Source organism: Streptomyces sp. XY431, assembly GCF_001279805.1.
In the GTDB taxonomy this organism is placed as follows: Bacteria; Actinomycetota; Actinomycetes; order Streptomycetales; family Streptomycetaceae; genus Kitasatospora; species Kitasatospora purpeofusca.
Map to the genome: position 1 here is coordinate 49,181 of NZ_LGDO01000457.1, position 26,123 is coordinate 75,303.

The following is a 26,123-nucleotide window of genomic DNA, read 5'->3' on the forward strand; positions in this document are numbered from 1 at the left end:
TCGGTGGCGCCCGGCCGGACGAGGGCTCCCGGGCGCGGTACCGAACGGGCAAAACTTGCCCGGCCGGGCCGCGTCCGGACGCCCGCTGAGGCATGATCTCGACTATGGCCATCGTCGCGGGGATAGACAGCTCCACCGGTCGCACCAGGATCGTCGCGTGCGACTCCGCAACCGGCGCCGTCCTGCGTTCCGGCAAGGCCGACCACCCCGCTCCGGAGGACCCGGACACCCGCCCCGGCGAGGCCGATCCGCAGCTCTGGCTGCACTCCCTCGGCGACGCGGCGGCCGGCGGCCTGCTGGAGAGCGTCCGGGCGATCGGCGTCAGCGCGCAGCAGCACGGCATGATCGGCCTCGACGCCGGCGGCGTGCTGGTCCGGCCGGCGATCCTGTGGCACGATCCGCGCGCCGGCGGCGCCGCCGCCGCCCTGGTGGACGAGCTGGGCGGCCCCGCGGCCTGGACGGCGGCGATCGGCGCCGTCCCCGGCCCCACGTACACCGTCGCCAAACTGCGCTGGCTCGCCGAGTTCGAGCCGGCCAACGCCCGGCGGGTCGCCGAGGTGCTGCTCCCGCACGACTGGCTGGTCTGGCAGCTGCTCGGCCACCCCAGGCGCCGCACCACCGACCGGGGCGACGCCTCCGGGACCGGCTACTGGTCCCCGATCACCGCCGAGTACCGCCAGGACCTGGTCGAACTGGCCCTGGGCCACCAGCTGAAGCTGCCGGACGTGCTCGGCCCCGCCGAACCCGCCGGCCACACCCCCGAGGGCCTGCTGATCTCGGCCGGCACCGGGGACAACATGGCCGCCGCGCTCGGCCTCGGCCTCGGCCCGGGGGACGCGGTGGTCTCGCTCGGCAGCTCCGGGACGATCTTCGCGGTGCACGAGCAGGCCGTGGTGGACGCCACCGGGCTGGTCTCCTCCTTCGCCGACGCCACCGGCCGCCACCTGCCGATGGTCGCCACCCTGAACGCCGCCCAGGTGCTGCGCTCCACCGCCGCCGTGCTCGGCCGCGACCTGGAGGGCCTCAGCGACCTCGCGATGCAGTCCTCCCCCGGCGCGTACGGGCTGGTGCTGCTCCCCTACCTGGACGGCGAGCGGACGCCCGCGCTGCCGCACGCGGCCGGCACCCTGACCGGCCTGCGGGCCGAGTCGATGTCCCCTCAGCACCTGGCCCGGGCCGCCGTCGAGGGCATGCTCTGCAACAGCGCCGACGCCCTGGACGTGCTGCGCGCCCGCGGCGTCGAAGTGAAGCGGGTCTTCCTGCTGGGCGCCGCCGGACGGCTGGCGGCGGTGCGGCACGTCGCGCCGCAGCTGTTCGGCGTCCCCGTGGTCGTCCCGCCCCCCGGTGCGCACGCGGCGCGCGGCGCGGCCCGGCAGGCGGCCTGGGCGCTGGCCGGAACGCCCGAGCCGCCGCGCTGGGAGCTGCCGGGGGCCGTCACCGTCGCCCCGGACGCCGAGCACGACCCGGCGGTCGGTTCGGCGGTCCGCCAGCAGTACCGGGCCGCCCGCGAGCAGATCCACCCGGAGACGGCGGGCTGAGACCGCCGGGGCGGGGTGCCCCGGGTCGTGGGCGCTCCGCCGCAGCGGATGCGCCACCCGGCGTCCGGTGGCAGCGTGGAAGGCGACCCGGGCCACCGGACGGAAGGGCGGCGGATTCGCCATGGCACTGCACAAGGGCACCGGTGACGACCGCCGGCTGACCGTCGGACCGTTCGTCGGCACCGCCGCCGACCCGCTCGGCGGGATGGAGCTGTCGCCCCCGCTGCACCGGCTCGCCGACGGCCCGGTCCCGGCCGACACGGCGTACCAGCTGATCCACGACGAGCTGCTGCTGGACGGCAACGCGCGGCTCAACCTGGCGACCTTCGTCACCACCTCGATGGAGGTCCAGGCCGCCCGGCTGATGACCGAGTGCCTCGACAAGAACATGATCGACAAGGACGAGTACCCGCAGACCGCCGAACTGGAGCGGCGCTGCGTGTCGATCCTCGCCCACCTGTGGCACGCCCCGGACCCGGACGCCGCCATCGGCTGTTCCACCACCGGCTCCAGCGAGGCCTGCATGCTGGCCGGACTCGCGCTCAAGCGCCGCTGGACGACCCGCAACGCCGAGCGCTACGCCGCCGGTGCCCGGCCCAACCTGGTGATGGGCGTCAATGTGCAGGTCTGCTGGGAGAAGTTCTGCGCCTTCTGGGAGGTCGAGGCCCGCACCGCGCCGATGGACGGCGAGCGCTTCCACCTCGGCCCCGAACAGGCGGTGGAGCTCTGCGACGAGAACACCATCGGCGTGGTCGGAGTGCTCGGCTCGACCTTCGACGGCTCCTACGAGCCGGTGGAGGCGATCTGCGCCGCGCTCGACGACCTCCAGCAGCGCACCGGCCTGGACGTGCCGGTGCACGTGGACGGCGCCTCCGGCGCCATGGTCGCGCCGTTCCTGGACGAGGACCTGGCCTGGGACTTCCGGCTGCCCCGGGTCGCCTCCATCAACACCTCCGGCCACAAGTACGGACTGGTCTACCCGGGCGTCGGCTGGGCGCTCTGGCGGGACCACGAGGCGCTGCCCGAGGAGCTGGTGTTCCGGGTCAACTACCTGGGCGGCGAGATGCCGACCTTCGCACTGAACTTCTCGCGGCCCGGCGCCGAGGTGGTCGCGCAGTACTACACCTTCCTGCGGCTGGGCCGGGCCGGCTTCCGGGCCGTCCAGGGCGTCTGCCGGGAGGTGGCCGGCTATCTGGCCGGGGAGATCGAGGGCCTCGGCGGCTTCCGGCTGATCACCCGGGGCGACGAGCTGCCGGTGTTCGCGTTCACCACCGCGGACGAAGTGCCGTTCGACGTGTTCGACGTGTCGCGACGGCTGCGCGAGCGCGGCTGGCAGGTGCCCGCGTACACCTTCCCGGCGAACCGGGAGGACCTCGCGGTCCTGCGGGTGGTCTGCCGCAACGGGTTCTCGCGCGACCTCGCCGATCTGCTGCTCACGGACCTGGAACGGCTGCTGCCGGAGCTGCGCAGCCAGCCGGTCCCGCTCAAGGACCTCGGCGTGCCGGTCCGGACGGCCTTCCACCACTGAGACACCGGTGGGCGAGTCCCCGGCAGGGCGGGCAGGCGGGCAGGCGTACGGGCGAGCAGGCGGGCGGGCGTCGCCACGAGCAGGCGCGCGGGGTCGTGACCACGGTGGGAAGGGCTGCCTGAGACGGCTTGGGACACCCTTCCCACCGTGCTTCCCTGCGGTCCGGGGCAGTATCCCCCCGTGAGACTGTCTCGGACCGGTGGAGGGCCAGGGAACGGCGGCACCGGGGCCGTAGGGGACGGCACCCGGGCGGTGGGACCGGGGCGGCGGACTGCCCCGTCGGGAAGAACAATGCCCGACCGCCATATGAATGTTCGAGCGTCTCCCGGTGTTGTGAGACACTTCCGTCCGTCTCAGCGCCAGGACCTGGGTATTGGGACACCGGGCCGTCGAGGTTTGAGACGCGGACACGTCACCGGGGCCCGGACCGGTTCCAGCACCGCCCGCCCCGCCCGCCTCGCACGTTTGGAAGAGACCGCATGGGTTCCGCCTGGAAGCAGCTGCCCGACGACCTGTCCGACCCTGCCAGGCGCCTCACGGAGGAGCTGCGAGCCGTCAAGGACGCGACCGGGCTCTCGCTCTCCGAACTGGCCGCCCGGACCCACTACAGCCGGGCTTCCTGGGAGCGCTGGCTGAACGGCAAGCGGGTCATCACCGAGCAGGCGCTGGACGCGCTGGTCGGAGCAGTCGACTGCGACGGGCCGAAGCTGCGGGCGCTGTGGGAGCTGACGGCGGCCGAGGGGGCCACGTCGGGTGACACGGCGGCGGGCGCCGAGGCTGCCGAGACCGCGGAGACCGCGGAGGCCGCGGAGGCCGCGGAGGCCACTGGGACAGCGGAGCAGTCGGACGGGCCCGACCGGGACCCGGGCGCCGACGGCACCGGTACCGGGGGCACCCCCGACCTCACCGCCGTTCCCGCTCCCGACCGCGCCAGGTCCACCAAGGGGCCGACCGGCCCGGTGCGCGGCCGGTCCGTGGCCCTGGTCGCCGCCTCGGTGGTCGCGGTCCTGCTGCTGGCCCTCGCCGGGGTGCGGTACTTCTCCGGCGCCGACGAGGACAACGTCGGACCGACCGCCGCCACGGTGCTGCCCTCCACGTCGGTGACGCCCGTCGACTCCGCCTCGCCGAGCACCTCCGCACCCGCCGTGCCGGCCAACCCCGCCCCGGCGGTCCCGGCCTGCCAGGCGCTCGGCTGCGCGCACAAGGACCCCAAGGCGGCCGGCTGCGGCGGCGACGCCCGCACCCTGCTGACCACCAACATCGGCAAGGTCGTCATCTACCTCCGGTACAGCCAGAAGTGCCAGGCGGCCTGGGCCGCCATCACCGAGGGCCAGCCCGGCGACCAGGCGACCATCACCACCAGCGGCGGCGAGTCGGAGACGGCGCTGATCCACTGGGGGTACGACAACTACTCGCAGATGGTGAACGCGGGCGACCCTTCGGCCGTCCTCCAGGTCTGCGGCAAGCAGGCCCAGCCGGAGGGCGCCTCCTGCACCTCCAGCATCTCCGACCTGGCCCGGGTGGTCGCCAACACCCCGATCCCGGTCGGCCCGGCCTCCCCGCCGGCGGCCGCCGGCGACCCGGCTCCGGCGCCGTCCAGCTGACCGGCTGACCGGCTGACCGGCTGACCGGCTGCCCGGCTGACGGACCGACCGGCCGCACGACGCGCCACCGGGCGCGCCGTGCGGCCGTCCGCTACTCGAGGTACCCGCGGAGCTGGGCGGCGAAGGCGTGGTCGCGGAGCTTGACCAGGGTCTTCGACTCGATCTGGCGGATCCGCTCCCGGGTCACCCCGAACAGCACGCCGATCTCTTCCAGCGTGCGGGCCCGCCCGTCGTCCAGGCCGTACCGGAGCTGGACCACCTGGCGCTCGCGCTCGCCGAGGGTGGCCAGCACCGCCTCCAGGTGCTGGCGCAGCAGCAGGAAGGCGGCGGACTCGGCGGGTGAGGCCGCGTCGGCGTCCTCGATGAGGTCGCCGAGCGCGACGTCGTCCTCCTCGCCGACCGGGGTGTGCAGGGAGATGGGCTCCTGGGCGAGCCGGAGCAGTTCCCGCACCCGTTCCTCGGTGAGCTCCAGGGCGGCCGCGATGTCGGCCGGGCCGGGCTCGGTCCCGCGCTCCTGGAGCAGCGAACGCTGCACCCGCACCACCCGGTTGATCAGTTCGACGACGTGCACCGGGACCCTGATCGTCCGGGCCTGGTCGGCCAGGGCGCGGCTCATCGCCTGGCGGATCCACCAGGTCGCGTAGGTGGAGAACTTGTAGCCCCGGGCGTAGTCGAACTTCTCGACCGCCCGGATCAGCCCGAGGTTCCCCTCCTGGACCAGGTCGAGCAGGGTGAGGCCGCGGCCGATGTAGCGCTTGGCGACGGAGACCACCAGCCGCAGGTTGGCCTCGATCAGCCGGCGCTTGGCGAGCCGGCCGATCAGCACCAGGGTGCCGAGTTCGGCGGCCAGCCGGTCGGCGGGCGGCGGTTCGCGGTGCAGTCGCTCCTCCGCGAACAGGCCGGCCTCGATCCGGCGGGCGAGGTCGACCTCCTCGGCGGCGGTGAGCAGCCGGATCCGGCCGATCTCGCGGAGGTACTGGCGGAGCAGGTCGGCGGCGGGCCCGCTCGGATCGGTGGCCGCCGGGCGCCGCGGGCCGACCGTCTCCTCGGGGTCCTCCGGCTCCTCCCGACCGGCACCCTCGGCACCCTCGGCGTTCTCGGAGTCCTCGGCGTCCCCGTCCTCGGTGTCCTCGGTGTCCTCGGTGTCCTCTCTGCCCTCTGTCTCCTCGGGGCCGCCCGCCCCCTCGGCCTCGGGGTGCCCCGACGGGCGGCCCTGGGCGGCCCCGCGCGCGCCGTCCGCGGGCGGCGGCCCCGCCCGGCCGTGGTCCTCCGGCGGGTCGGCGGTGTCGTCGGACGGCGGAGGCGGGGCGAGCGGATCGGTGGTCGGCTGGGCGGTCGCGGCGGGGCCTCGGTCCACGGGCATCCCCTCTGGGCGGGCGCGACTCTGGCGGACCCGCGCTGTACGGAGGCAGGACGCCCTCCAGTGTGCGGCACGCCACGCTCCGTGGCCGAGACTCGTGCGCGGACTTTCTGAACGGGGGCGCGAACGGGTCCTGGCCGTGTCCTTGCCGGGAGGACACGCGCTAGAGCGCGGCGGAACCGCCGCTGCGCAGGGACTGCCCGTACTGCTGGAGCTGCCACAGCTCGGTCTGCACCGCGTGCAGGTCCTCCGGGGCGGCGCGGTTGCCGAGGCGCTGGAGGTGGGCGCGGACCTCGTCGACCCGCCGGTCCACGGCCAGCAGCCGCAGCTTGACCAGGAACTCCCCCGCGTAGACGGCGTCCACCTTGCGGCGCGAGCGCACCGGTTCCACGGTCAGCTCGGTGACCAGCGAGCGCACCCGGTCGTCCGGGCAGCCCTCGCGCACCACACTGGTGAAGTCGGCCAGAGTGGCCCCGTACGCGGCGCCGCCGACCTGGCCGATGGCCCGCCGCACGGCGGTGTAGGGCGGGGTGGGGAACTCGTCCTCGGCGTAGTTGTCGAAGGCCGGCGCGACCAGGTCCGGGTGCTGGAGGGCCAGTTTGAGCAGTTCGCGCTCGACGAACTGGGCCGGGTCGCGCGGGTTGAGCACGAAGGCGGGCCGGGCCGGGCGGGCCGGCTGCGGCGGCTCGGGGCGGCGCTGGCCGTTGCCCCGGGGGTTCTGCTGGCGCTCGCGGTCCCAGCGGGCCAGCTGGGCCACCCGGCGGACCACGAACGGCTCGTCCAGGATGCCCAGCATGCCGGCCAGCCGGACGGCGTACTCGTGCTGGATCGAGCGGTCCTTGATCCTGGCGACGATCGGCGCCGCCTCCTCCAGCGCCGCCGACCGGCCCTCGGGCGTGTCCACCCGGTGCTTGGCGACGGCCGAGCCCAGCGCGAACTCGAAGAGCGGGACGGGGTTGTCGATCAGTTCGCGGACCGCGTCGTCGCCCTTGGCGAGGCGCAGCTCGCACGGGTCCATGCCGCCGGGGCTGACCGCGATGGAGGTCTTGGCGGCGAACTTCTGGTCGTCCTCGAAGGCCCGCAGTGCGGCCTTCTGGCCGGCCGCGTCGCCGTCGAAGGTGAAGACGGTCTCGCCCCGGTACTGCGAGGTGTCCATCAGCAGCCGACGGATGATCTTGATGTGGTCCTCGGCGAAGGCGGTGCCGCAGGTGGCCACGGCGGAGGTGACGCCGGCCAGATGGCAGGCCATCACATCGGTGTAGCCCTCGACCACCACCGCGCGGCCGGACTTGGCGATCTCCTTCTTCGCCAGGTCGATGCCGTAGAGCACGTTCGACTTCTTGTAGATCGGCGTCTCGGGGGTGTTGAGGTACTTCGGACCGTTGTCGTCCTCGCGCAGCCGCCGGGCGCCGAAGCCGATCACCTCGCCCGCGATGTCCCGGATCGGCCAGACCAGCCGCCCCCGGAAGCGGTCGATCAGACCGCCGCGCTGGCCCTGCGAGGCCAGGCCGCCGAGCAGGATCTCCTTGTCCGTGAAGCCCTTGCCGCGCAGGTAGCGCACCAGGTGCTCCCAGCCGACCGGGGCGTAGCCGACGCCGAAGGTCCGCGCGGACTCCTCGTCGAAGCCGCGCTCGGCCAGGAAGCGGCGGCCGATCTCGGCCTCGGGCGAGGCCAACTGCTCCTGGTACCAGGCGGAGGCCACCTTGTGCGCCTCGACCAGCCGGGTGCGCTCGCCCTGCTGGTGCCGGGGGCTGTAGCCGCCCTCCTCGTAACGCAGGGTGATGCCGGCCTGGGCGGCCATCCGCTCGACGGCCTCGGCGAAGGTGAAGTGCTCGATCTTCATCAGGAAGGCGATGGTGTCGCCGTTCTCCTGGCAGCCGAAGCAGTGGAAGACGCCCTTGGCCGGATTGACGTAGAAGGAGGCGGACTTCTCGTCGTGGAAGGGGCAGACGCCCTTGTACTCGCCGCCGCCACCGTTGGTCAGCTGTACGTAGTCGCCGACCACGGCGTCGATCGGCAGCGCGCTCCGCACCGCCTGTACATCTTCGTCCCTGATCCGCCCGGCCACCCCGGAAGTCTACTGGGGCGGCCGGGTTGTCCGGCGGGTCCGCCCGGCGCCGCCCGTCAGAACCCGGCCGGGCCGGTCAGCCGGGCGTGCAGGGCCAGCGCCGAGGCGTCGGTGAGGGTCGCGATCTGGTCGATCACGGTGCGCAGGGCCGCGCGGTCGTCCTCCGCCTCCTCGTACATCGCGGCGAACACCGGGTCCAGCACCTCGGGGGCGCGCCGGGTGAGGACCTCGGCCAGCTCGGCGATGACGATCCGCTGCCTGGCCCGCAGCTGGGCCTGCTCGTCGCGCTGCATGACGTACCGGACCGCGACCGCCTTGAGCACCGCGCACTCCAGCCGGACCTCGCGCGGCACCACCAGCTCGGCCCCGTACCGGGTCAGCGGGCCGGGGCCGTAGCGGGCCCGGGTGGCCTGCTCGGCGGCCAGGCAGAACCGGCCGATCAGCTGGCTGGTGAGGTCCTTCAGCCCGGCCCGGGCCCGGGCGGTGCCGTCGTACGACTCGGGCCACCAGTCCTTGTCGAGCAGCCGGTCCAGGGCCTCCGCCAGCTCCTCGGGCTCGGCGTCCCGGGCGTAGCGCTCGGCGACCTTGAACAGCTCGGACCGCTCGCTCGGGGCACGCAGCGCGAGCGGGTCGATGTGGCCGGCCTGGAGGCCGTCCTCGACGTCGTGGGTCGAGTAGGCGACGTCGTCGGACCAGTCCATGACGGTGGCCTCGAAGCACTTGGCCCCGGCCGGGGCGCCGGCCCGCAACCAGCGGAAGACCGGCAGGTCGTCGGCGTAGACGCCGTACTTGGGCGAGGCCGGGTCGGTGGGGTGGGCGCCGTGCGGCCACGGGTACTTGGTGGCGGCGTCCAGGGCGGCGCGGCTCAGGTTGAGGCCGACGCTGCGGCCCGGCCAGGGGGCCAGCCGGGCCGGCGTCCCGTCCTGGGGGGCGAAGCGCTTGGGCTCCAGCCGGGTCAGGATCCGCAGCGACTGGGCGTTGCCCTCGAAGCCGCCGCAGGCCTCGGCGGCCTGGTCGAGCGCCTCCTCGCCGGTGTGGCCGAACGGCGGGTGGCCGATGTCGTGGGCCAGGCACGCCGTCTCGACGAGGTCCGGGTCGCAGCCGAGCGCCGCGCCCAACTCCCGGCCGACCTGGGCGCATTCCAGCGAGTGGGTCAGCCGGGTGCGGGGGAAGTCGCTGCGCATCGGGGCGACCACCTGGGTGGTGCCGGCCAGCCGGCGCAGGGCGGCGGAGTGGAGCACCCGGGCGCGGTCGCGCTGGAACGCCGTCCGGCCGGGACGTTTGTCCGGTTCGGGCACCCAGCGGGCCTCGGCGGCGCGGTCGTACGGGGTCGGGGTCGTGGCGGCGGTGAGGCGGTGCGCGGTGTCGTCCATATGCCCCTCACCGTACGCCGCGGCTGTGACACCGGAAGTGTGCCGCGCGCGACCGCGCGCGGGCCGGGGCGTGAACCCTTGGACGCCCGCCGTCGGGCCTGCCCCGGCCCGGCTACGGGCCTGCGGAGGCGGCCGGGGAGGCGGCCCGGGCAGGGCGGACGGCCCGGGGAACGGGGACGGCCTCGACCGAAGGGGGTCGGGCCCCGGTCAGCCCCGCAGCGCCTTGAGGACGGCCGCGGCCGCGCCCTCCTGGCCCTTGGCGTTGGGGTGGATCGCCGCCAGGCCCTGGGTGGGGAACGGCGGCTCCACCCACCGGGCGGTCTCGCCCGCGCACATGTCGTGGCCGGCCGAGGGCCCGGTGAGGTCCACGAAGACCGCTCCGGCCGCCTCCGCCCGGCGCTTGAGCATGGCGTTGAGCTGCTGCTCCTTCTCCACCAGGAAGCCGAGGTCCCCGCCCGCGACGGTCGACCCCAGCACCGGGACGCAGCTCGCCGGGTCGGCGGGCAGCAGCGCCGGGTAGCCGACCACGTAGACCCTGGCCTGCGGGGACCGCCGCTTGACCTCCTTGAGGGTCTCGCCGAGCCGCTCGCCGGCGCTGTCCACCTTGCGCTGCACCTGGTCCCCGCCGTCCGCGGCCGCATAGGAGTCCCGGCAGGGCGCCGCCGCGCGGCCCGAGCCGACCAGCCCCTTGAGCGCGTCCACCAGGTTCTCCTTGGCGCACTGGCCGACGACCTCCATGAACCCGGCGTCGTTCCCGCCGATCCCGAGGGTCACCAGCCGGGTGGCCGGGGTGAGCGCGTCCAGCTGCGGCGGATTGACACCCCCGTCGGTGCTCTGGGCACCGGTGAGGTCGCCGGTCCGGGCACCGCTGCAGCTGACGTCGTGGAACCGCTCGCCCGCCAGGCCGAGTGCCTGGGCCACCAGCGAGGGGTAGTTGACCGCCGAACGGGAGCAGCCCTTCGGCTCGGCCACCTGCTGGGGGCTGATCTTCAGACCCGCCGTGTAGGAGTCGCCGAGCGCCACGTACGGCCCGGTGGGCGTGGGCGTGGGCGTCGGGGTCGGTGCCGGCCCGGTGGCGGCGGCGCGCGGCGGTGCCGAGCCGCCCGCGGCAGCCGCGGCGACGGTCTCCGAACCGGACGAACCGGAGCATCCGGCGACCAGCACGGCGACGAGGCCCGCGCTCAACACGCCGCCGAGCGTGCCGATCGGGCGTACGGACAGTGACACGGGAACCCCCCGGTAGGAGCCGCTGGCATTCTCCCTACGACGGCCCGTCCCCCGGGCACCGCAGTCCCCAACGGACGGGCGGGCGCGATCGATCCCGACCGGAGCGGGGAATTTCGACGGCGGCGCGGGACGCCCCGGCAGCGGGCGGCCCCGGGCGACGGGGACCGTCACCCGGGGCCGCCCGGCCGGCTACTCCGGCCCGCGCTCGTGCTCGGCCAGGAACTGCTCGAAGCGGCGGCCCAGCTCGTCCGCGGACGGCAGGTCCACCGGCTCGGCCAGCAGGCTCTCCCGGCCCTGCGAACCGGCCACCGCGTCGTACTGGCCCTCCATGCCGCGGATCGCCGAGCGGAGGTCACTGTCGCCCTGCGCCAGCTGCTCCTCGATGTCGGCGTACACCTCGTCCACCCGCTCGCGCAGCAGCGTGCCGGGCAGCACCAGCCCGGTCGCCGACTGGACGGCCTCCAGGATCAGCACCGCGGCCGCCGGGTACGCCGAGCGCGCCACGTAGTGCGGCACGTGCGCGGCGAAGCCCAGCACGTCGTGCCCGGCCTCGGCCAGCCGGTACTCCAGCAGCGCCTGGGCGCTGCCCGGGACCTGCGCCTGCTCGAACCACTGCGGGTAGCCGGCCGCGAGGTCCAGCCGGTTGCCGTGCGGGGTCAGACCGACCGGGCGGGTGTGCGGCACGCCCATCGGGATGCCGTGGAAGTCGAGGGCCAGCCGGACGTCGAAGCGCTCGACCAGCTGCCGGACGGCGGCAGCGAAATGCTCCCACTCGACGTCCGGCTCCGGCCCGGTGAGCAGCAGGAACGGGGAGCCGGCCGCGTCGTGGAGCAGCTGGAGGAGGATCTCCGGCGGCTCGTAGGACGACCAGTGCTCGCGGTCGAAGACCATCGCGGGGCGGCGGGCCCGGTAGTCCACCAGGCGGTCGTGGTCGAAGCGGGCGACGACCTGGGGCTCGCCCGTCTCCAGCAGGTGGTCGACCACCTGGGCGCCCGCCTCGCCGGCGTCCATGAAGCCCTCGAAGTGGTGGAGCAGCACCAGGCCGGCACCGGTGTCCGCCAGCGCGGCCCTCGCCGCGGCCACCGCGGCCACACCCTGCTGGTCCAGCTCGTACAGCGCCTGGGGATCACGCACCGCTCACCCACACCCCGTTTCTTTCCTCGTCGCGGTTCGCCGCGCACGCCCCCGCGCGGCTGCCCGCGCTGGGACTCCTGCCCGGCTCTCCTCGTCCAGCGTGCGGAGTGCCGCCGGAATTCCCGCCGGGCCGGGCCCGTTTCCCGGCCCCGCCCGTCGCGCACCCCTCGTCCCGCCCGTCGCGCGCCCCCGCGAGGCCGACCGGACCATGATCGCACCCGGCCCGAAAGGCCCTGGTCAGGGGGGTGCGAACGGTCGCCGCCACAGGCCCCGGACCAGCCCCGACGGCCATTCGTGTGCCGCGAAGTGACGCATTGCCTTCTGGCGGGTATCGTCCTCTCGCTGCCTCGCATCGTCGCGTCGTCGTCACGTCGTCCGTAACGCCGTCGATCACGACCCGGACCGGTGCTCGGACAGTCACCCACGACGCATCTTGCCTTCACCTGGCCGCCTGCTTCCCTTCGCGCTCTCGTTTCCTCTTCGGCCATCTCGCGGACGCACACTGTCCCCTCGCTCATCCCGCCGGACCGGTCCGTGGACCCGTGTCCGTTCCGGCACCGCGCTGCCCGACTCCGGGCCGTCGCTCCCCGCCCCGCTCGACCGGCCTCCGGCGTGCGCGGGCACCGGTGGGCGTACTCCGGAGCGGGGCGAACCGTCCACTGCTGACCCTCGCCGCACCCCGGCACGGGCCAGCGCCCTCCGACCGCCGAAGGACCGAAGGTTCCGTGCCCGTACCTGTCATCCTCACCGGCCGCACCGTGCGGCTGGAGCCCCTCGCCGCGCACCATGCCGAGGCCATCGCCCAGGCCGGCGCCGAGGACCGTACGACTTACGCCTTCACCCCCGTCCCGCACGGCCTGGAAGCTGCCCGGGAGTACATCGCGCGTGCTCTGGCGGACCAGGCCTCCGGCCGGTCGCTGCCGTTCGCGACGGTGAACCAGGCCGACGGCCGCGTGGTGGGTTCCACCCGGTTCCTGGAACTCGACTACTGGCAGGGGCCGCTCGTCTGGCCGCCGGTTCCCGGCGTGCCGTTCGGCGACCCGGCCACGGCCGTCCCGGACGCCGCCGAGATCGGCAACACCTGGCTGTCCCCGCGGGCGCAGGGCACCGGCATCAACACCGAGGCGAAGCTGCTGATGCTGCGGCACGCCTTCGAGGTGTGGGGCGTGCAGCGGATCTCGCTGCGCGCCGATGCCCGCAACATGCGGTCGCGGGCCGCCATCGAGCGGCTGGGGGCGACCGCCGAGGGCGTCCGCCGGGCGCACTCGCGCGGGCTGGACGGGGTGGTCAGGTCCACCGCGTTCTACTCGATCCTGGACAACGAGTGGCCCGCCGTGCGGGACATCATCGAGCTGCGGATCGCCGCCGCGACCTCGCCGAGCGCCCCGGATCCGGCGATCAACCAGGAGTGCCTTAGACACGGCGGTGGCGGCGCGGGGCATCTGATCACGGCCTGAGGCTTCCTTCCGGGGGCTTCTCCGGTGGTTCGGGGGCTTCGCGCGCTCCGGTGGTTCGGGGCCAAACGGTTCGTTGCCCGAACGTCCGGACCCGCGCCGGGTCCGGACGATCGGGCCGGGGTCAGTCCGTGGCCGGCTCGCTTGTGACCGGCTCGCCCGTGACGGCGGCCCGCAGCAGACGGGCCAGCCGGCCGGCGTCCCGGCCCCCGTCCGGTTCGGGCGCCCGGGCGGGGCAGGCCTCGACCACGGCGGAGACCGGGCGCCGGCCGGCCCGGTCCGGCGCCACCGTCAGTTCCCACTGGGGGTGGCCGTCCGGACCGCAGAGCCGGAGCGTGCCCTCCCGGGTGTGCACCGTCAGGCGGCGGCCCCCGACCAGCGGGCCGGCCCCGGTGCGCAGCCGCTGCCACTGCTCGTCCGTCCACAGCACGTCCGGCACCGGGCACGGCCGCGGCACCAGCATCTCCGCGCGGCCCCGGCCGGCGGACACGCTGCCCGGCTCGGCGAAGGCCCAGGCCGGCAACGGCTCCCGGGCGGCCAGCCATTCGGCGGGGATGCCGGCCGTCCCGGTGTGCGCGGCGACCACGCCACCGGTGATCGCGGCGACGGTGTCCGCGTCCCCGCCGGCGGCCACCGCCGCCCGGACCGCCGCCGGGTAGTCGGTGAGGTGCCGGGCCGCGCACCACAGTGCGTACGGGACGGTGTCGGCGGCGCTGGTCCGGCTGCCGTTGCCGAGCACCCGCGCCACCGCGGTGGGGTCCGGTTCCGCGAGCAGGGCGACCGCCTCGGCCAGGCCGTCGTGGACGGCGCCGCGCGGGGTCAGCCCGAGGACCTGCTCCAGGAAGCCCTCCGGCGACGGCCGGGCACCGCGGGCCCGCGCCGCGCAGGCGGCGGCCACCGCGACGGCGACCGCGCCGTCCACCGCCTGCGGGTGGGTGTGGGTGATCAGCGCCGTCCCGACGGCGGGGCGCACCGCCTCCGCCGGGTCGGCCGCGTACGCCGCCCCGAGCGGGGCGACCCGCATCGCGGCGCCGTTGCCGTACGACCCCTGGCCGTCGAACAGGGCCGAGGCCAGCTCGCGGGCGTCACCGCCCTCCCGGACCAGCCGCAGCAGCCGGTTGGCGGCCGGGCCGTAGCCCCGGTCGAAGTCGTGCCGGCGGGCGAAGGCGTGGGTGAGGTCGAAGACATCGATCGCGCCGCGCTCGGTGTGCGCGGCGTACACCGAGCACGCCATCTCGGTGTCGTCCGTCCACGGCCACGGGCCGGGCGGGGTGGTGCGGGCGGCGAGGTGGGCCCGCGCGGTGGCGGGGACGAAGAACTGCGCGCCGAAGGCGTCGCCGACGGAGAGGCCCTGGAGCGCGTCGAGCGCGGGGCCGGGGTGAGGAATCGTCATCGTGGGCACCAAGCCCACCGCCCGCACCGGTCCGGCGTCAATCCGGTTTGACCGGACACTCCCCGGGCGGGCGATGTTTCGCATACCTCCGAACCGGGCGGGAAACACCTCGGCATGACCCTCGCCGCCCCGGCCGCCACCGTTCCGCACCCGCTCGTCGCCGTTCCGGGTCCGCCCGTCGCCGCTCGCGCGCGGGCCGCGCCCCGGCCGATCGTCGACCCGCTGCTGCTGCTCGGCGGCGACCAGCAGCACATCGTCACCCGCGCCCAACTGCGCGCACTCGGAGTGCCGTCCGGGAGCATCGCCCACCGGCTGCGGCCCGGCGGGCCGTGGCAGCGGGTGCTGCCCCGGGTGATCTGCCTGCAGACCGGCCGACTGACCGCGCATCAGCGGCTGCGGGCCGCACTCGCCTACGCGGGCCCCAAGGGGCGACCCGCGCCGCAGGCCGGGGAGGTGCTGCTCACCGGGACGGCGGTGCTCGCCGACGCCGGCCTCCCCTCCGCCGGGCACCCGGCCGACCTCACCGAGGTGGATGTCCTGATTCCGGGTCAGCGGCGGGTCGCCGACCGTGGGTTCGTCCGGATCCACCGGGCGTGCGGGGCGATGCCGGGCGGCTTCGAGCGCGACGACGGACTCTGGAGCACCTCGGTCGCCCGGGCGCTGGCCGACCTCGCGCCCCGGGAGAGCGGACGGCGCCGGTTCCGCGCGCTCTGCGCCGAGGCCGTCCAGCGGCGGCACTGCGAACTCGGCGAGCTGCTGGACCAGTTGCTCGCCCGGCCGGACGCCCGCCGACTGACCGGGCTGACCCGGGTGGTGGAGGAGCTGACGGCCGGAGTGCGGTCGGTGGTCGAGGCCGAGGCCCGGGACGCGGTGCGCGGCGCCGGGCTCCCCGAGCCGCTCTGGAACCCGGTGCTCTTCCTGGACGGGCGGTTCCTGGCGGTACCGGACGCGTACTGGCCGCAGGCCTGCGTCGCGCTGGAGATCGACTCCCGGGCCTGGCACCTGCGCCCGGCCGACCACGAGCGGAGCCTGGCCCGGGCCAACCGGCTGACCACCGCCGGCCTCCCGGTCGTCCGCACCACCCCGGTCCAGCTGCGCCGCGACCCCGGCCCGGTGCTGCACGAGCTGGCCGTGCTGCTCTCGGCCGGGCCGCACGGGCCGCACGGCCGGGTCAGCTGGCGGCGGGCCCGGTGAGGGCGCCGCCGTGGCGGCTCGGCGGTGGGGCGGCTCGGGGGCTTCGTCGCGCCCTGCCCCAGGGGGTCACGACTCCCGGCTCTCCGTCTCCCGCCCCGCCGCATCGGCCGCCGCCGCCAACTGCTGCAGGACGCCCAGGTGGTCGGCGAGCGCCCGGCGGCCGGCCCGGGTGGCGGCCAGCCAGGTGCGCGGGCGCTTGCCGACGTAGCCCTTCTTCACCGACAGGTAGCCGGCCTCCTCCAGTGCGCTCGCCGCCTTGCTGAGCACCGAGTCGGAGACTTGGCAGTAGTCCCTGACGGCGGAGAACTCGGCCTCGATGCAGCCGCCGAGGAACGCCACCACGGTGAGCCGGGTGGGGTGCTGGAGCAGCGGGTCGAGCCCGGCCATCAGGCGTCCTCCGCCTCACGGCGGATCCGGGCGTTCACGCGCACCATCGCCAGCCAGAACAGCACCCCGGCCGTGACACCGGCGCTGCCGAACGTCCCCCGGGCGTCGGCGCCCAGCAGATGGACGGCGGCGGCCACCGTGAGGGCCCCGGCGAAGACCAGCACCACCCAGCGCGTCATCGGGCCGCCGAAGCCGGGCGTCCAGCCCCTCGCCACACCGCCGCGACGGGTCACGACGGCCCCCAGGGCACCGCTGACCGCCGCGAAGACCCCGCCCAGCACGCCGGCCAGCCAGCTCGCATCGGCCCAGAGCGCGTAGCCGAGGCCGAGGCCGTAGACCGAGAAGCCGACCGCGAAGGTGGCGCCGTACCAGGTGGGCACCAGCTGCGGCGCCTGGGCGGCGGCGCGCGCCCGGGCGGCGAGGCCCAGCGCCTCGGCCGCGGACAGCTCGACGGGCACGGAATCGCTCATGAAGTCCCCCGGTGGTGATCGTTGATCTTGATGCCACTATGGCACGTACTTTCCACGATGGAAAGTACTTTCAACAGGGCACCGGGCGGCACCCGCTCCTCAGCAGCGGGAGTCGATCTCCTGGAAGGTGGCGTAGTGGTCGGCGGTCCAGTACTGCTCGCCGGAGCCACCGGTGACCACCCGGCGGGCGCCCCGGTCGCCGGAGCCGGGGGTGACGACGGTGAACTCGTGGTAGTAGCCGGAGGTCTTGCGCGGGAGGCGGCTCTCACGGTTCTCGAAGACGATGCCGTCCGAGCGGTAGGGGTAGGGGCCGCCCTTGGCGATCAGCCCGAGGGTGTCGCGGGCCTGGTCCGGGAGCCTGGTGCGGCAGACGTCGGCCAGCGCCGGGTCGGTCGGCACCCAGCCGGTGCCGGCGGCGGTCGCCGGCGGGGTGGCGGGGGGCGAGGGCCGGGGTGCGCTGGGCTTCGGCGCCACCGGAGCGGTCGAGGCCGCGGCCGGGCCGGTGGCGGCGGTGGCGGTCCGGCCGGTGGCGGTGGCGGTCGCGGCGGTCCTGGACGCGCTGCCGCCGGTGTCGTCCGAGAGCAGGTAGCCGACCGCGGCGGCGAGCACGCAGATCAGCACGGCGAGGGCGGTCCACAGGCGGTTTCTGCTGGTCATGGGCCCAGCTTGGCAGTCGGCGGGCCGGGGCCCGGCCAGCCACACGCGTGGTCGGCACCACAACGGGGGCAGCGGCCACCGGGTCGGGGTCCGGCGGGGCAGGGTCAGGCCGGACAGACCCGACCGGGCGGGAAAAGCATGCGGCCGGGGCGGGTACGGACGCCATTGTCCGTTCCTGCCCCGGCCGCTTCACGTACGCCGGTTCTCCTGCGCCGAGCTCCGGTGTACGCCCCTCCCCGATGGAGGGGACACGGTCAGCGATTCGGCCGTGCCGGGGGGCTCATGACGAGCCCCCGGCACTCAGCGCGAGTCGCTGCCCGCAGTCTCGATGGCGGCGCGGCCGGCCTCCAGCCGCGCCACCGGGATCCGGAAGGGGGAGCAGGAGACGTAGTCCAGCCCCACCTCGTGGAAGAAGTGCACCGACTCCGGGTCGCCGCCGTGCTCGCCGCAGACGCCGAGCTTGAGGTCGGGGCGGGTGGCCCGGCCGGCCTGGACGGCGTGCTTCACGAGCGCGCCGACACCGTCGCGGTCGATGGTCTCGAACGGCGAGACCCCGAAGATGCCCTTCTCCAGGTAGGCGGTGAAGAAGGAGGCCTCGACGTCGTCGCGGGAGAAGCCCCAGACCGTCTGGGTGAGGTCGTTGGTGCCGAAGGAGAAGAACTCGGCGGCCTCGGCGATCTGGCCGGCCGTCACGGCGGCGCGCGGCAGCTCGATCATGGTGCCGAGCTTGATGTCCAGCTGGACGCCGGTGGACTGGGCGACCTCGGCGAGCACGCGCTCGCACTCGTCGCGGACCAGCTCCAGCTCCTGGACGGTGCCGACCAGCGGGATCATGACCTCGGGGCGCGGGTCCGCCCCGGCCAGCTTGCGCTCGGCGGCCGCCTCGGCGATGGCGCGGACCTGCATGCCGAACAGACCGGGGATGACCAGGCCGAGACGCACACCGCGCAGGCCGAGCATCGGGTTCTGCTCGTGCAGCTTGTGCACCGCCTGGAGCAGGCGCAGGTCGTTCTCGTTCGGGTCCTTGCGGGCCTCGGCGAGGGCGACGCGCACCGACAGCTCGGTGATGTCCGGCAGGAACTCGTGCAGCGGCGGGTCGAGCAGGCGGACGGTGACGGGCAGTCCGTCCATCGCCTGGAAGAGCTCCAGGAAGTCGCCCTTCTGCAGCGGCAGCAGGGTGGAGAGCGCGGCCTCGCGGTCCTTGTCGTTGTCCGCGAGGATCAGGTGCTCGACCTCCTTGCGGCGCTCCTCACCGAGGAACATGTGCTCGGTGCGGCACAGGCCGATGCCCTGCGCGCCGTAGCGGCGGGCGCGCGAGCCGTCCTCGGCGTTGTCGGCGTTGGCGCGCACCGCGAGGCGGCGGCGGCCGTCGGCGTGGGACATCAGCCGGTGCACGGCCTGGACCAGGCCGCCCTGGACGTCGGCGCCGGCGTGCAGGGTGCCCTCGAAGTACTCCACCACCGCGGAGGGGAGCACGGGTACCTCGCCGAGGTAGACCTTGCCGGTCGCGCCGTCGATCGAGACGACGTCGCCCTCCTCCAGCTCCAGGCCGTCGGCGGTGGTCATCCGGCGGCGCTTGGTGTCGACCTCCAGCTCCTCGGCACCGCAGACACAGGTCTTGCCCATGCCGCGGGCGACGACGGCGGCGTGCGAGGTCTTGCCGCCGCGCGAGGTCAGGATGCCCTCGGCGGCGATCATGCCGTCCAGGTCGTCCGGGTTGGTCTCGCGGCGGACCAGGATGACCTTCTCGCCGGAGCGCGACCACTTCACCGCGGTGTAGGAGTCGAAGACGATCTTGCCGATCGCGGCGCCGGGCGAGGCGGCGAGGCCCCGGGCGATCTGCTTGGACTCGGCGTTGGGGGCGAAGCGCGGGAACATCAGCTGGGAGAGCTGGCCGCCGGTGACCCGCATCAGGGCCTCGTCCAGGTCGATCAGGCCCTGGTCGACCAGCTGGACGGCGATCCGGAAGGCGGCCGCGGCGGTGCGCTTGCCGACCCGGGTCTGGAGCATCCAGAGCTTGCCGCGCTCGATGGTGAACTCGATGTCGCAGAGGTCCCGGTAGTGGGTCTCGAGCGTCTGCATGATCGCCATCAGCTCGTCGTACGACTTCTTGTCGAGCTTCTCCAGCTCGGACAGCGGCAGGGTGTTGCGGATGCCCGCGACGACGTCCTCGCCCTGGGCGTTGGACAGGTAGTCGCCGTAGACGCCCTGGGCGCCGGTGGAGGGGTCGCGGGTGAAGGCGACGCCGGTGCCGGAGTCCTCGCCGAGGTTGCCGAACACCATGCTGCAGACGTTGACCGCGGTGCCCAGGTCGTTCGGGATGCGCTCCTGGCGGCGGTAGAGCCGGGCCCGGTCGCCGTTCCAGGAGTGGAAGACGGCGTGGATGGCGAGGTCCATCTGCTCGCGCGGGTCCTGCGGGAAGGCCCGGCCGGTCTCGCGCTCGACGATGCCCTTGAACACCTCGACCAGCTGCTTCAGGTCCGCGGCGTCGAGGTCGAGGTCGCTGGTGGTGCCCTTGGCGTGCTTGGCCTCGTCCAGCGCCTCCTCGAACAGCTCGCCGTCGACGCCCAGCACGGTCTTGCCGAACATCTGGACCAGGCGGCGGTAGGAGTCCCAGGCGAAGCGCTCGTTGCCGGACTGCGCGACCAGGCCGACCACCGAGGCGTCCGAGAGGCCGATGTTCAGGACGGTGTCCATCATGCCGGGCATGGAGAACTTGGCGCCCGAACGCACCGAGACGAGCAGCGGGTTGTCGGCCTGGCCGAGCTGCTTGCCCATCTCCTGCTCGAGCGCGTCCAGGTGGGCGCTGATCTCCTCGTGCAGCGAGGTGGGCTCGGTGCCGGTCTCCAGGAAGACCTTGCAGGCCTCGGTGGTGATCGTGAACCCCGGAGGGACCGGAAGACCCAGGTTGGTCATCTCGGCCAGGTTCGCGCCCTTGCCGCCAAGAAGATCCTTGAGGTCCTTGTTTCCTTCAGTGAAGGAGTAAACAAACTTCTGCTGGGACGCCACGGGTCTGTCTCCTCGCGCACGGTTGCCCTGACGCCGGAGAACATACCCATTTCGAAGGCACTTCTGCGCTGCCAATAGGCCGTACGTGGCCAGGACCAGCAGGTAACCCGCTAGATCGAATGCATGGAACGGCGTTCACCTCTGGAGGGGAAATCGTCCGGATGACGCTAGCAAGCGTTCAAGTCTTGAAGGCATGGAAACCGAAAGATCACATGTTCGGAACACACGGTAGCCACCGGCCGCCCGGCCTGACGGCCCGGCTTGATTTCCTGCACCCTCAGTGCCGATCCGCCGCCGCCCCCCTTCGGGAAGCGATCCGCCTTCGACTTGTTCATTTCGTCCTGCCGGACCCCTCGGGCGCGCAGGGTATGTGGCAAGCGTCACGGACACATCTCACCGATCGAGCGTAGGCCGACCCCACCCATCGTCGCACTACGTCCAGAAACGTGCTCGCTCCGTGACATTCCAATGCCGAAAAGGAGCCCTCTTGTCCAGAGTGGCAAAGAGGGCTGGGACGGGGTGGCCATCGGCCCGAGAGGGCTGTCTTTGCCACCCCGTACAGGTCATCCGCCAGAGGTATCCGATTCGGCGTCTTCGCCCGGTCGGGCGCAGTCGTACGGATCGTCCAACCAGCCCTCCGGCAGAACCACGCGGTTGTTGCCGCTGGTCCGCCCCCGCGGGCCGTCGGCACCGGCCGGCCAGCTCTGCGACTGCTCCACCAGGGCCAGGGTTTCGGCCAATTCGGCCAACGAGGACGAGTTCGCCAGCTTCACCCGCAGTTCCGAGCCCACCGAGAAGCCCTTGGTGTACCAGGCGACGTGCTTGCGGAAGTCGATCACGCCGCGGGCCTCGTCGCCCAGCCACTCACCGAGCAGCTGCGCGTGGCGGACCATCGCCCGCGCCACATCGGCGAAGGTCGGACGGGCGTAGTCCACCTCGCCCTCGAAGATCGCCACCAGGTCCCTGAACAGCCACGGCCGGCCCAGGCAGCCACGGCCCACCACCACACCGTCGCAGCCGGTCTCGCGCATCATCCGCACCGCGTCGTCCGCCGACCAGATGTCTCCGTTGCCGAGCACCGGGATCCCCGCCGGGACGGCCTCGCGCAGCCGGGCGATCGCCGACCAGTCGGCGGTACCGCCGTAGTGCTGGGCGGCGGTGCGTCCGTGCAGGGCGATCGCGGAGACACCCTCCTCGGCACCGATCCGGCCTGCGTCCAGATAGGTGAGGTGGTCGTCGTCGATGCCCTTGCGCATCTTCATGGTGACCGGCAGGTCGCCGGCGTTGGACACGGCCTCGCGGAGGATCTCGCGCAGCAGGTTGCGCTTGTACGGGAGCGCCGAGCCGCCGCCCTTGCGGGTCACCTTGGGGACGGGGCAGCCGAAGTTGAGGTCGATGTGGTCGGCGAGGTTCTCGTCCGCGATCATCCGGGCCGCCTTGCCGACGGTCACCGGGTCCACGCCGTACAGCTGGATCGAGCGGGGCTTCTCGCTCGGGTCGAACTTGATCAGCTGCATGGTCTTGGCATTGCGCTCGACCAGGGCCCGGGTAGTGATCATCTCCGACACGTAGAGGCCCTTGCCTCCGCTCTGCTCGCGGCAGAGGGTGCGGAACGGCGCGTTGGTGATGCCGGCCATCGGCGCCAGGACCACGGGCGGCCAGACCTGCATCGGGCCGACGGTCAGCGGCGCGAACTCGGCGCCGGCCGCGGTGCTGGTCGCGGCGGTGGCTGCGGTGCCGGTCGCGGTGCTGGTGCCGGTCGTACCGGTGGCGCCGGTCGTGCCGGTCACGGTGCTCGGCTCGGTGGGTGCGGGCGGGACTGTCATGCGCGGCTGACCTCGGGGACGGCGATTCGGGGACTCTCCATTGTCCCCCACCCGCCGCGCCCGCCCCGGGGGGCCACCGGCCGGGGCTCCCTACCGCCCCTGCCCCGGCCCTGCCCGGGCCCCTCCCGACCGGTCCGGCCGGCTCTCACTCGCTGCCGTCGGCATCACCGTCCCTCGCGAAGACCGCCACCGAACCGGAGCTGACCGAGATCCTCACCTTGTGCGGGCTGGAACGGTCGGCCAGCAACGGATCGATCCCGCCCCGGGGAGCCGAGCCGCCCTCGAAGTCGTAGCGGGATCCGCGCGGCAGGCCCAGGCTCACCGATCCCGAGGTGACACCGATGTCCACGGCCGAGGGCTCCGTGACGAAGCCCAGCTCCACCGAGCCCGAGGTCGCGGCGACGTCGGCCCTCGGGGAGGTGAGGCGCCGGCCTTGCACGGCGCCGGAGGTGGTGCGCAGGGTCAGCGGACCGGACACATCGGCCAACCGGACCGCCCCCGAGGTGGAGACCAGATCGATCGCACCCGTCACCCCGGCGATGTCGACGGAGCCGCTGGACTGCCGGCCGGTCACCGCGACCCCGGGCGGAACCTCCAGCTCGATCACCGCTCCGCAGCCGAGGTCGCTGACCGGCAGCACCTGGTTGCAGAACATCCGGACGTCGAGCTCGCCCTGGTCGAACAGCGCCGAGACCACCGGCATCCGCACCGTCCAGTTCAGGAACTGCCGGACCACCACCTGGCCCTCCTGCCCGGGCCTGATCCGGACGGTGGCCCGGCCGGTGTCCAGCCGCACCTTGGTCACCGCGATCCCGTAGGTCCGCTCCGAACGGGTCTGCTGCTGCACCGCCATCGCCCAGGTCTGCACGGCACCGACCAGCATCACCACGAGGAGCGCCAGAGTCCCGAGCACCCGCCAGGCCCAGTGGCCGCCGCGAGCGGGCCCGGGTACCGGTGCCGTCGGACGGGCCGTCGTCGTCCCCCCGCCCCGGGCCGGGCCGGTGCCCGCCGTCGGACCGGCGTCCGGCGTCCTCATGCCACCTCCAGGAAGCGCAGCACCGCCATCACCCGGCGGTGACTGTCGTCGGCCTGCGGCAGGTCGAGCTTGGCGAAGATCGAGTTGATGTGCTTGGCCACCGCGCTGTCGCTGACCACCAGGGCACCGGCGATGGCCGCGTTCGACCGGCCCTCCGCCATCAGGGCGAGCACGTCCCGCTCGCGCGGTGTCAGCCGCTCCAACGGATCGCGGTGACGCCGCACCAACAGCTGGGCCACCACCTCCGGGTCCAGCGCCGTCCCGCCCTCGGCGACCCGCTGCAGGGCGTCCACGAACTCGTCGACATTGGCCACCCGCTGCTTGAGCAGGTAGCCGACCCCGCTGGTGTTGGTGGTCAGCAGGTCCGCGGCGTAGCGCTCCTCGACGAACTGGGAGAGCAGCAGCACCGCCACCTCCGGCCACTGCCGGCGGATCACCAGTGCGGCCCGCACCCCCTCGTCGGAGAAGCCGGGCGGCATCCGGACGTCCGCCACCACCACCTGCGGGCGGTGCTGCTCCACCGCGACGAGCAGCTCCTCGGCGTCCCCGACGGCGGCGGCCACCTCGTAGCCCACGGCCTCCAGGACCTTGACCAGGCCGACCCTGAGCAGGACCGAGTCCTCGGCGATCACAGCGCGCACGGCAACTCCACGGTGATGGTGGTGGGGCCCCCGACGGGGCTGAGCAGGGAGAGGGATCCGTCGACCGAGGCGGTGCGTTGCCGCAGGCCGGTCAGGCCGGTGCCCCGGGCGGCGTCCGCGCCGCCCACGCCGTCGTCGCTGACGACCAGGAGCAGCCGGCCGCCGGCGGTCCGCACCGAGACGTCCACCCGGGAGGCCCGGGCGTGCTTGGCGACATTGGTCAGCGCCTCGGAGACGGTGAAGTAGGCGACGGCCTCGACCGTCGGCGCTATCCGCTCGGTCAGGTCGACGTCCAGCCGGACCGGCAGCGGGACCCTGGCCGCGATGCCGGAGAGCGCCGCGTCCAGCCCGCGGTCCTCCAGAACGGCCGGGTGCAGGCCGCGGACGAGGTCGCGCAGCTCGTCGATGGCCGCCTGGGCCTCCTCGTGCGCCTCGACTATCACCTGCATGGCCTCGGGCGGGACGTCCTTGAGGGTGCGGCGGGCCAGGCCGAGATTCATCGCCAGGGAGGTGAGCCGCTGCTGGGCCCCGTCGTGGAGGTCGCGCTCGATCCGGCGGCGCTCGGCGTCGACCGCGTCCACCAGGCCGGCCCGGCTCTCCACCACCTCCTCGATCCGGTGCTCCAGCACCGCCGTCCGGCCCGGGCCGAGCATGCGCACGGCGAGCGCCTCGTCCAGGCGGGCCAGCAGCCGGACCGCCCACGGCAGGACCGCCAACAGCGCCACGCCGCCGACGGTGAGCGGGACGTCCAGCTTGGCCCAGTGGTCCGCGACCGGCGAGGAGGACGGCATCATCCAGGCCCAGCCGAAGACCGTCGAGGCCACCACGGCCGCGCCCCACCCCCACAGCACGGCCAGCGCGCCGAGCGCGACCAGTGGACCGACCACCAGGTGGTAGCCGACCTGACGCCAGCTCACGGCGGTGCGCAGCGTGGTCACCGCGCCGGCCGAGGTGCCGGCGGGCCGCAGCAGCGGCGGGACGTCCACCCCGCGCAGCGCCCGCAGCCGGGCGCGCTGCGCGGCGGAGAGCAGGCGGATCCCGAGCAGGATCACGCCCACGAGGAACAGCGACACCTTGGGGACGGTGACGGTCAGCCAGACGGGAAGGGAGAGCGGGATTCCGGCGGCGAGGAACCGGGCGTCCCGCCAGGACGCCGCAGGCCACGGGGGCCGGACGGCGCCCCCGATGAGCGCACGGCGCGGCTTCGTGGAGAGCATGGCGGACAGCCTAGAGTGCCGTGATCGGCCGTCACCATGAAGGTCGGTGCCGAGAAATGGTGAAGCTGGGTACACCCCCGATTCGGATCGGTGCACTACCGACAACGCTGCTCGGGACGGCCAGTCTTGAGGGCATGACGAGCTACGCATCGCACTCCGCCGATCTGCCGCACGGGCGTCCGACCCTCGGCGCCACCGCCGCGGCCGCCACGGCCGACCCGGCAGAGGGGCGGCTTCCGGTCGGACCCGCCGGCCTGCGGGGCCCGGCCCACCCGGCCGCCGGTCCGTGGTCGGTGCGCAGCGTCCGGGCCGGCCGGTCCCGCGGCCGGGCGGCCCTGGAGGTCTACGAGCACGACGAGTTGGTGGACGTTCTGGTCGCGACCCGCCTCACCGGCGGTCTGCTGCGCGGGGCCCGCTCCTGGGCCGGGGCCGGAGCGGGCGGGCGCCGCCGTTCCCGGCACGGTCTCGCCTGGGGGCGGCTGCCGCGGGGCGGTGCGGTCCCGGTCGTCGGGTTCACCGGCGGACGGCTACTCCGGCTGCCCGGCCGGCCCGCCCCGGTCGTCCGCGCGGCCGAGGTGGTCACCGTCGGCGGGGAGTTCTGGCTCGCCTGGGGCGAGGGCGTGTTCGACGGTGTGCTGGTCGAGGCGGGCGGTGCCGCCCCCGAGCGGTCGGCGCTGGGCCGGGCCCGCGTCGGCGGCGCCGCCGGGGGTGCCCGATGAGCACCGCCGTCCTCGGCTTCGCCCCCACCTTCGCGCCGCGCACCGCACGGGCCGGCCGTCCCGTGCTCGGTCCGCTCGCCGAGCGGGTGCCCGCGCTCGCCGCTTTCCTGCTGCTGCCCTGGACGGCCCTGCTCCTGGCCGCGGGCGACACCGCGTGGGCCGCCTTCGACCTGTGCGAACTGGCCGCCCTGCTCCGGCTCGACGCCGGGCTGCGCCGCCGCGGCGCGGCCGCCGCCGGACCGGCCGCGGTGGTGGCCCTGCTGCTCGCGGGCGACGCCCTGGTCGACA

20 protein-coding genes are annotated in these 26,123 nt (G+C 74.2%); 6 read left to right on the forward strand and 14 right to left on the reverse strand.

Going from position 1 to position 26,123, the window contains the following annotated elements; all coding sequences use genetic code 11:
- Positions 1-104: 104 nt before the first annotated feature.
- From ADK60_RS28775 to ADK60_RS28785, 3 genes are all read left to right on the forward strand, one after another.
- The gene (locus ADK60_RS28775) at positions 105-1,538 is read left to right on the forward strand and encodes an FGGY family carbohydrate kinase (protein WP_053649786.1); all 1,434 of its coding nucleotides are present in this window, start codon (positions 105-107) and stop codon (positions 1,536-1,538) included.
- Positions 1,539-1,659: 121 nt separating this feature from the next.
- A complete protein-coding gene (gene gad / locus ADK60_RS28780; protein WP_053649788.1) occupies positions 1,660-3,066 on the forward strand; it encodes a glutamate decarboxylase in 1,407 nt (468 codons plus the stop codon).
- Positions 3,067-3,545: 479 nt separating this feature from the next.
- The gene (locus ADK60_RS28785) at positions 3,546-4,670 is read left to right on the forward strand and encodes a helix-turn-helix domain-containing protein (RefSeq protein ID WP_053649789.1); all 1,125 of its coding nucleotides are present in this window, start codon (positions 3,546-3,548) and stop codon (positions 4,668-4,670) included.
- 91 nt (positions 4,671-4,761) lie between these two features.
- On the opposite strand, the gene ADK60_RS28790 is transcribed toward ADK60_RS28785, so the two are convergent.
- The 5 genes from ADK60_RS28790 to ADK60_RS28810 all read right to left on the reverse strand — a co-directional run bounded on the left by ADK60_RS28790 (position 4,762) and on the right by ADK60_RS28810 (position 11,832).
- A complete protein-coding gene (locus ADK60_RS28790; RefSeq protein ID WP_079008753.1) occupies positions 4,762-6,033 on the reverse strand; it encodes an RNA polymerase sigma factor in 1,272 nt (423 codons plus the stop codon).
- A 160-nt stretch (positions 6,034-6,193) separates the two neighbouring features.
- A complete protein-coding gene (gene dnaG, locus ADK60_RS28795; RefSeq protein ID WP_045938497.1) occupies positions 6,194-8,098 on the reverse strand; it encodes a DNA primase in 1,905 nt (634 codons plus the stop codon).
- Between the two features lie 56 nt (positions 8,099-8,154).
- The gene (locus ADK60_RS28800) at positions 8,155-9,471 is read right to left on the reverse strand and encodes a deoxyguanosinetriphosphate triphosphohydrolase (protein ID WP_053649791.1); all 1,317 of its coding nucleotides are present in this window, start codon (positions 9,469-9,471) and stop codon (positions 8,155-8,157) included.
- Between the two features lie 207 nt (positions 9,472-9,678).
- Positions 9,679-10,698, reverse strand: a complete 1,020-nt coding sequence (locus tag ADK60_RS28805; protein ID WP_053649794.1) for an SGNH/GDSL hydrolase family protein — start codon at positions 10,696-10,698, stop codon at positions 9,679-9,681.
- Between the two features lie 189 nt (positions 10,699-10,887).
- Entirely contained in the window at positions 10,888-11,832 is a 945-nt protein-coding gene (locus ADK60_RS28810; protein ID WP_053649796.1) for a PAC2 family protein, read from the reverse strand.
- A 725-nt stretch (positions 11,833-12,557) separates the two neighbouring features.
- Here ADK60_RS28810 and ADK60_RS28815 point away from each other — a divergent pair.
- Positions 12,558-13,289, forward strand: coding sequence for a GNAT family N-acetyltransferase (locus ADK60_RS28815; RefSeq protein WP_045938494.1), 732 nt, complete (start codon positions 12,558-12,560; stop codon positions 13,287-13,289).
- A gap of 121 nt (positions 13,290-13,410) precedes the next feature.
- Here the strand turns inward: ADK60_RS28815 and ADK60_RS28820 are convergent, their stop codons facing one another.
- Positions 13,411-14,679 carry an ADP-ribosylglycohydrolase family protein gene (locus ADK60_RS28820; RefSeq protein ID WP_063783285.1) on the reverse strand — a complete coding sequence of 423 codons (1,269 nt, stop codon included), beginning with the start codon at positions 14,677-14,679 and terminating at the stop codon, positions 13,411-13,413.
- Positions 14,680-14,793: 114 nt separating this feature from the next.
- On the opposite strand from ADK60_RS28820, the gene ADK60_RS28825 reads away from it, so the two are divergent.
- Positions 14,794-15,873: a putative endonuclease domain-containing protein gene (locus ADK60_RS28825; protein WP_053649799.1), complete on the forward strand. Its 1,080-nt coding sequence runs from the start codon at positions 14,794-14,796 to the stop codon at positions 15,871-15,873.
- Between the two features lie 66 nt (positions 15,874-15,939).
- On the opposite strand, the gene ADK60_RS28830 is transcribed toward ADK60_RS28825, so the two are convergent.
- The 8 genes from ADK60_RS28830 to ADK60_RS28865 form a co-directional block, all read right to left on the reverse strand.
- Positions 15,940-16,260, reverse strand: coding sequence for a transcriptional regulator (locus tag ADK60_RS28830; protein WP_053649801.1), 321 nt, complete (start codon positions 16,258-16,260; stop codon positions 15,940-15,942).
- Positions 16,260-16,730 (reverse strand): hypothetical protein, encoded by a 471-nt coding sequence (locus ADK60_RS28835; protein ID WP_159400629.1) that lies wholly within the window; start codon positions 16,728-16,730, stop codon positions 16,260-16,262. Before ADK60_RS28835 ends, ADK60_RS28830 begins: the two co-directional genes overlap by 1 nt.
- A 99-nt stretch (positions 16,731-16,829) precedes the next feature.
- Complete coding sequence (locus tag ADK60_RS28840) at positions 16,830-17,387, reverse strand: ribonuclease (protein WP_079008755.1); 558 nt, start codon at positions 17,385-17,387, stop codon at positions 16,830-16,832.
- 300 nt (positions 17,388-17,687) lie between these two features.
- A complete protein-coding gene (ppdK, locus tag ADK60_RS28845) occupies positions 17,688-20,396 on the reverse strand; it encodes a pyruvate, phosphate dikinase (protein ID WP_045938491.1) in 2,709 nt (902 codons plus the stop codon).
- Between the two features lie 563 nt (positions 20,397-20,959).
- Positions 20,960-22,066: a tRNA dihydrouridine synthase DusB gene (dusB, locus tag ADK60_RS28850; RefSeq protein WP_053649867.1), complete on the reverse strand. Its 1,107-nt coding sequence runs from the start codon at positions 22,064-22,066 to the stop codon at positions 20,960-20,962.
- Positions 22,067-22,367: 301 nt separating this feature from the next.
- On the reverse strand, positions 22,368-23,258 hold the full coding sequence (locus ADK60_RS45130; protein WP_053649805.1) for a DUF4097 family beta strand repeat-containing protein: 891 nt from the start codon (positions 23,256-23,258) through the stop codon (positions 22,368-22,370).
- Complete coding sequence (locus tag ADK60_RS28860) at positions 23,255-23,899, reverse strand: response regulator (protein ID WP_045938490.1); 645 nt, start codon at positions 23,897-23,899, stop codon at positions 23,255-23,257. Before ADK60_RS28860 ends, ADK60_RS45130 begins: the two co-directional genes overlap by 4 nt.
- Entirely contained in the window at positions 23,887-25,116 is a 1,230-nt protein-coding gene (locus ADK60_RS28865) for a sensor histidine kinase (protein ID WP_053649807.1), read from the reverse strand. The genes ADK60_RS28860 and ADK60_RS28865 overlap by 13 nt, the downstream gene beginning before the upstream one ends.
- Positions 25,117-25,250: 134 nt before the next feature.
- Between ADK60_RS28865 and ADK60_RS28870 the strand changes: the two genes are divergently transcribed.
- Positions 25,251-25,835 (forward strand): hypothetical protein, encoded by a 585-nt coding sequence (locus ADK60_RS28870; RefSeq protein WP_053649809.1) that lies wholly within the window; start codon positions 25,251-25,253, stop codon positions 25,833-25,835.
- Positions 25,836-26,123 lie beyond the last annotated feature (288 nt).

What these genes read in the sequence shown, in the direction of transcription:
- ADK60_RS28775 (WP_053649786.1), top strand. Translation starts at nt 105, where the DNA reads ATGGCCATCGTCGCGGGGATAGACAGCTCCACCGGTCGCACCAGGATC.
- gad (WP_053649788.1), top strand. Translation starts at nt 1,660, where the DNA reads ATGGCACTGCACAAGGGCACCGGTGACGACCGCCGGCTGACCGTCGGA.
- ADK60_RS28785 (WP_053649789.1), top strand. Translation starts at nt 3,546, where the DNA reads ATGGGTTCCGCCTGGAAGCAGCTGCCCGACGACCTGTCCGACCCTGCC.
- ADK60_RS28790 (WP_079008753.1), bottom strand. Translation starts at nt 6,033, where the DNA reads ATGCCCGTGGACCGAGGCCCCGCCGCGACCGCCCAGCCGACCACCGAT.
- ADK60_RS28800 (WP_053649791.1), bottom strand. Translation starts at nt 9,471, where the DNA reads ATGGACGACACCGCGCACCGCCTCACCGCCGCCACGACCCCGACCCCG.
- ADK60_RS28820 (WP_063783285.1), bottom strand. Translation starts at nt 14,679, where the DNA reads ATGACGATTCCTCACCCCGGCCCCGCGCTCGACGCGCTCCAGGGCCTC.
- ADK60_RS28825 (WP_053649799.1), top strand. Translation starts at nt 14,794, where the DNA reads ATGACCCTCGCCGCCCCGGCCGCCACCGTTCCGCACCCGCTCGTCGCC.
- ADK60_RS28830 (WP_053649801.1), bottom strand. Translation starts at nt 16,260, where the DNA reads ATGGCCGGGCTCGACCCGCTGCTCCAGCACCCCACCCGGCTCACCGTG.
- ADK60_RS28835 (WP_159400629.1), bottom strand. Translation starts at nt 16,730, where the DNA reads ATGAGCGATTCCGTGCCCGTCGAGCTGTCCGCGGCCGAGGCGCTGGGC.
- ADK60_RS28840 (WP_079008755.1), bottom strand. Translation starts at nt 17,387, where the DNA reads ATGACCAGCAGAAACCGCCTGTGGACCGCCCTCGCCGTGCTGATCTGC.
- dusB (WP_053649867.1), bottom strand. Translation starts at nt 22,066, where the DNA reads ATGCAGGTCTGGCCGCCCGTGGTCCTGGCGCCGATGGCCGGCATCACC.
- ADK60_RS45130 (WP_053649805.1), bottom strand. Translation starts at nt 23,258, where the DNA reads ATGAGGACGCCGGACGCCGGTCCGACGGCGGGCACCGGCCCGGCCCGG.
- ADK60_RS28865 (WP_053649807.1), bottom strand. Translation starts at nt 25,116, where the DNA reads ATGCTCTCCACGAAGCCGCGCCGTGCGCTCATCGGGGGCGCCGTCCGG.
- ADK60_RS28870 (WP_053649809.1), top strand. Translation starts at nt 25,251, where the DNA reads ATGACGAGCTACGCATCGCACTCCGCCGATCTGCCGCACGGGCGTCCG.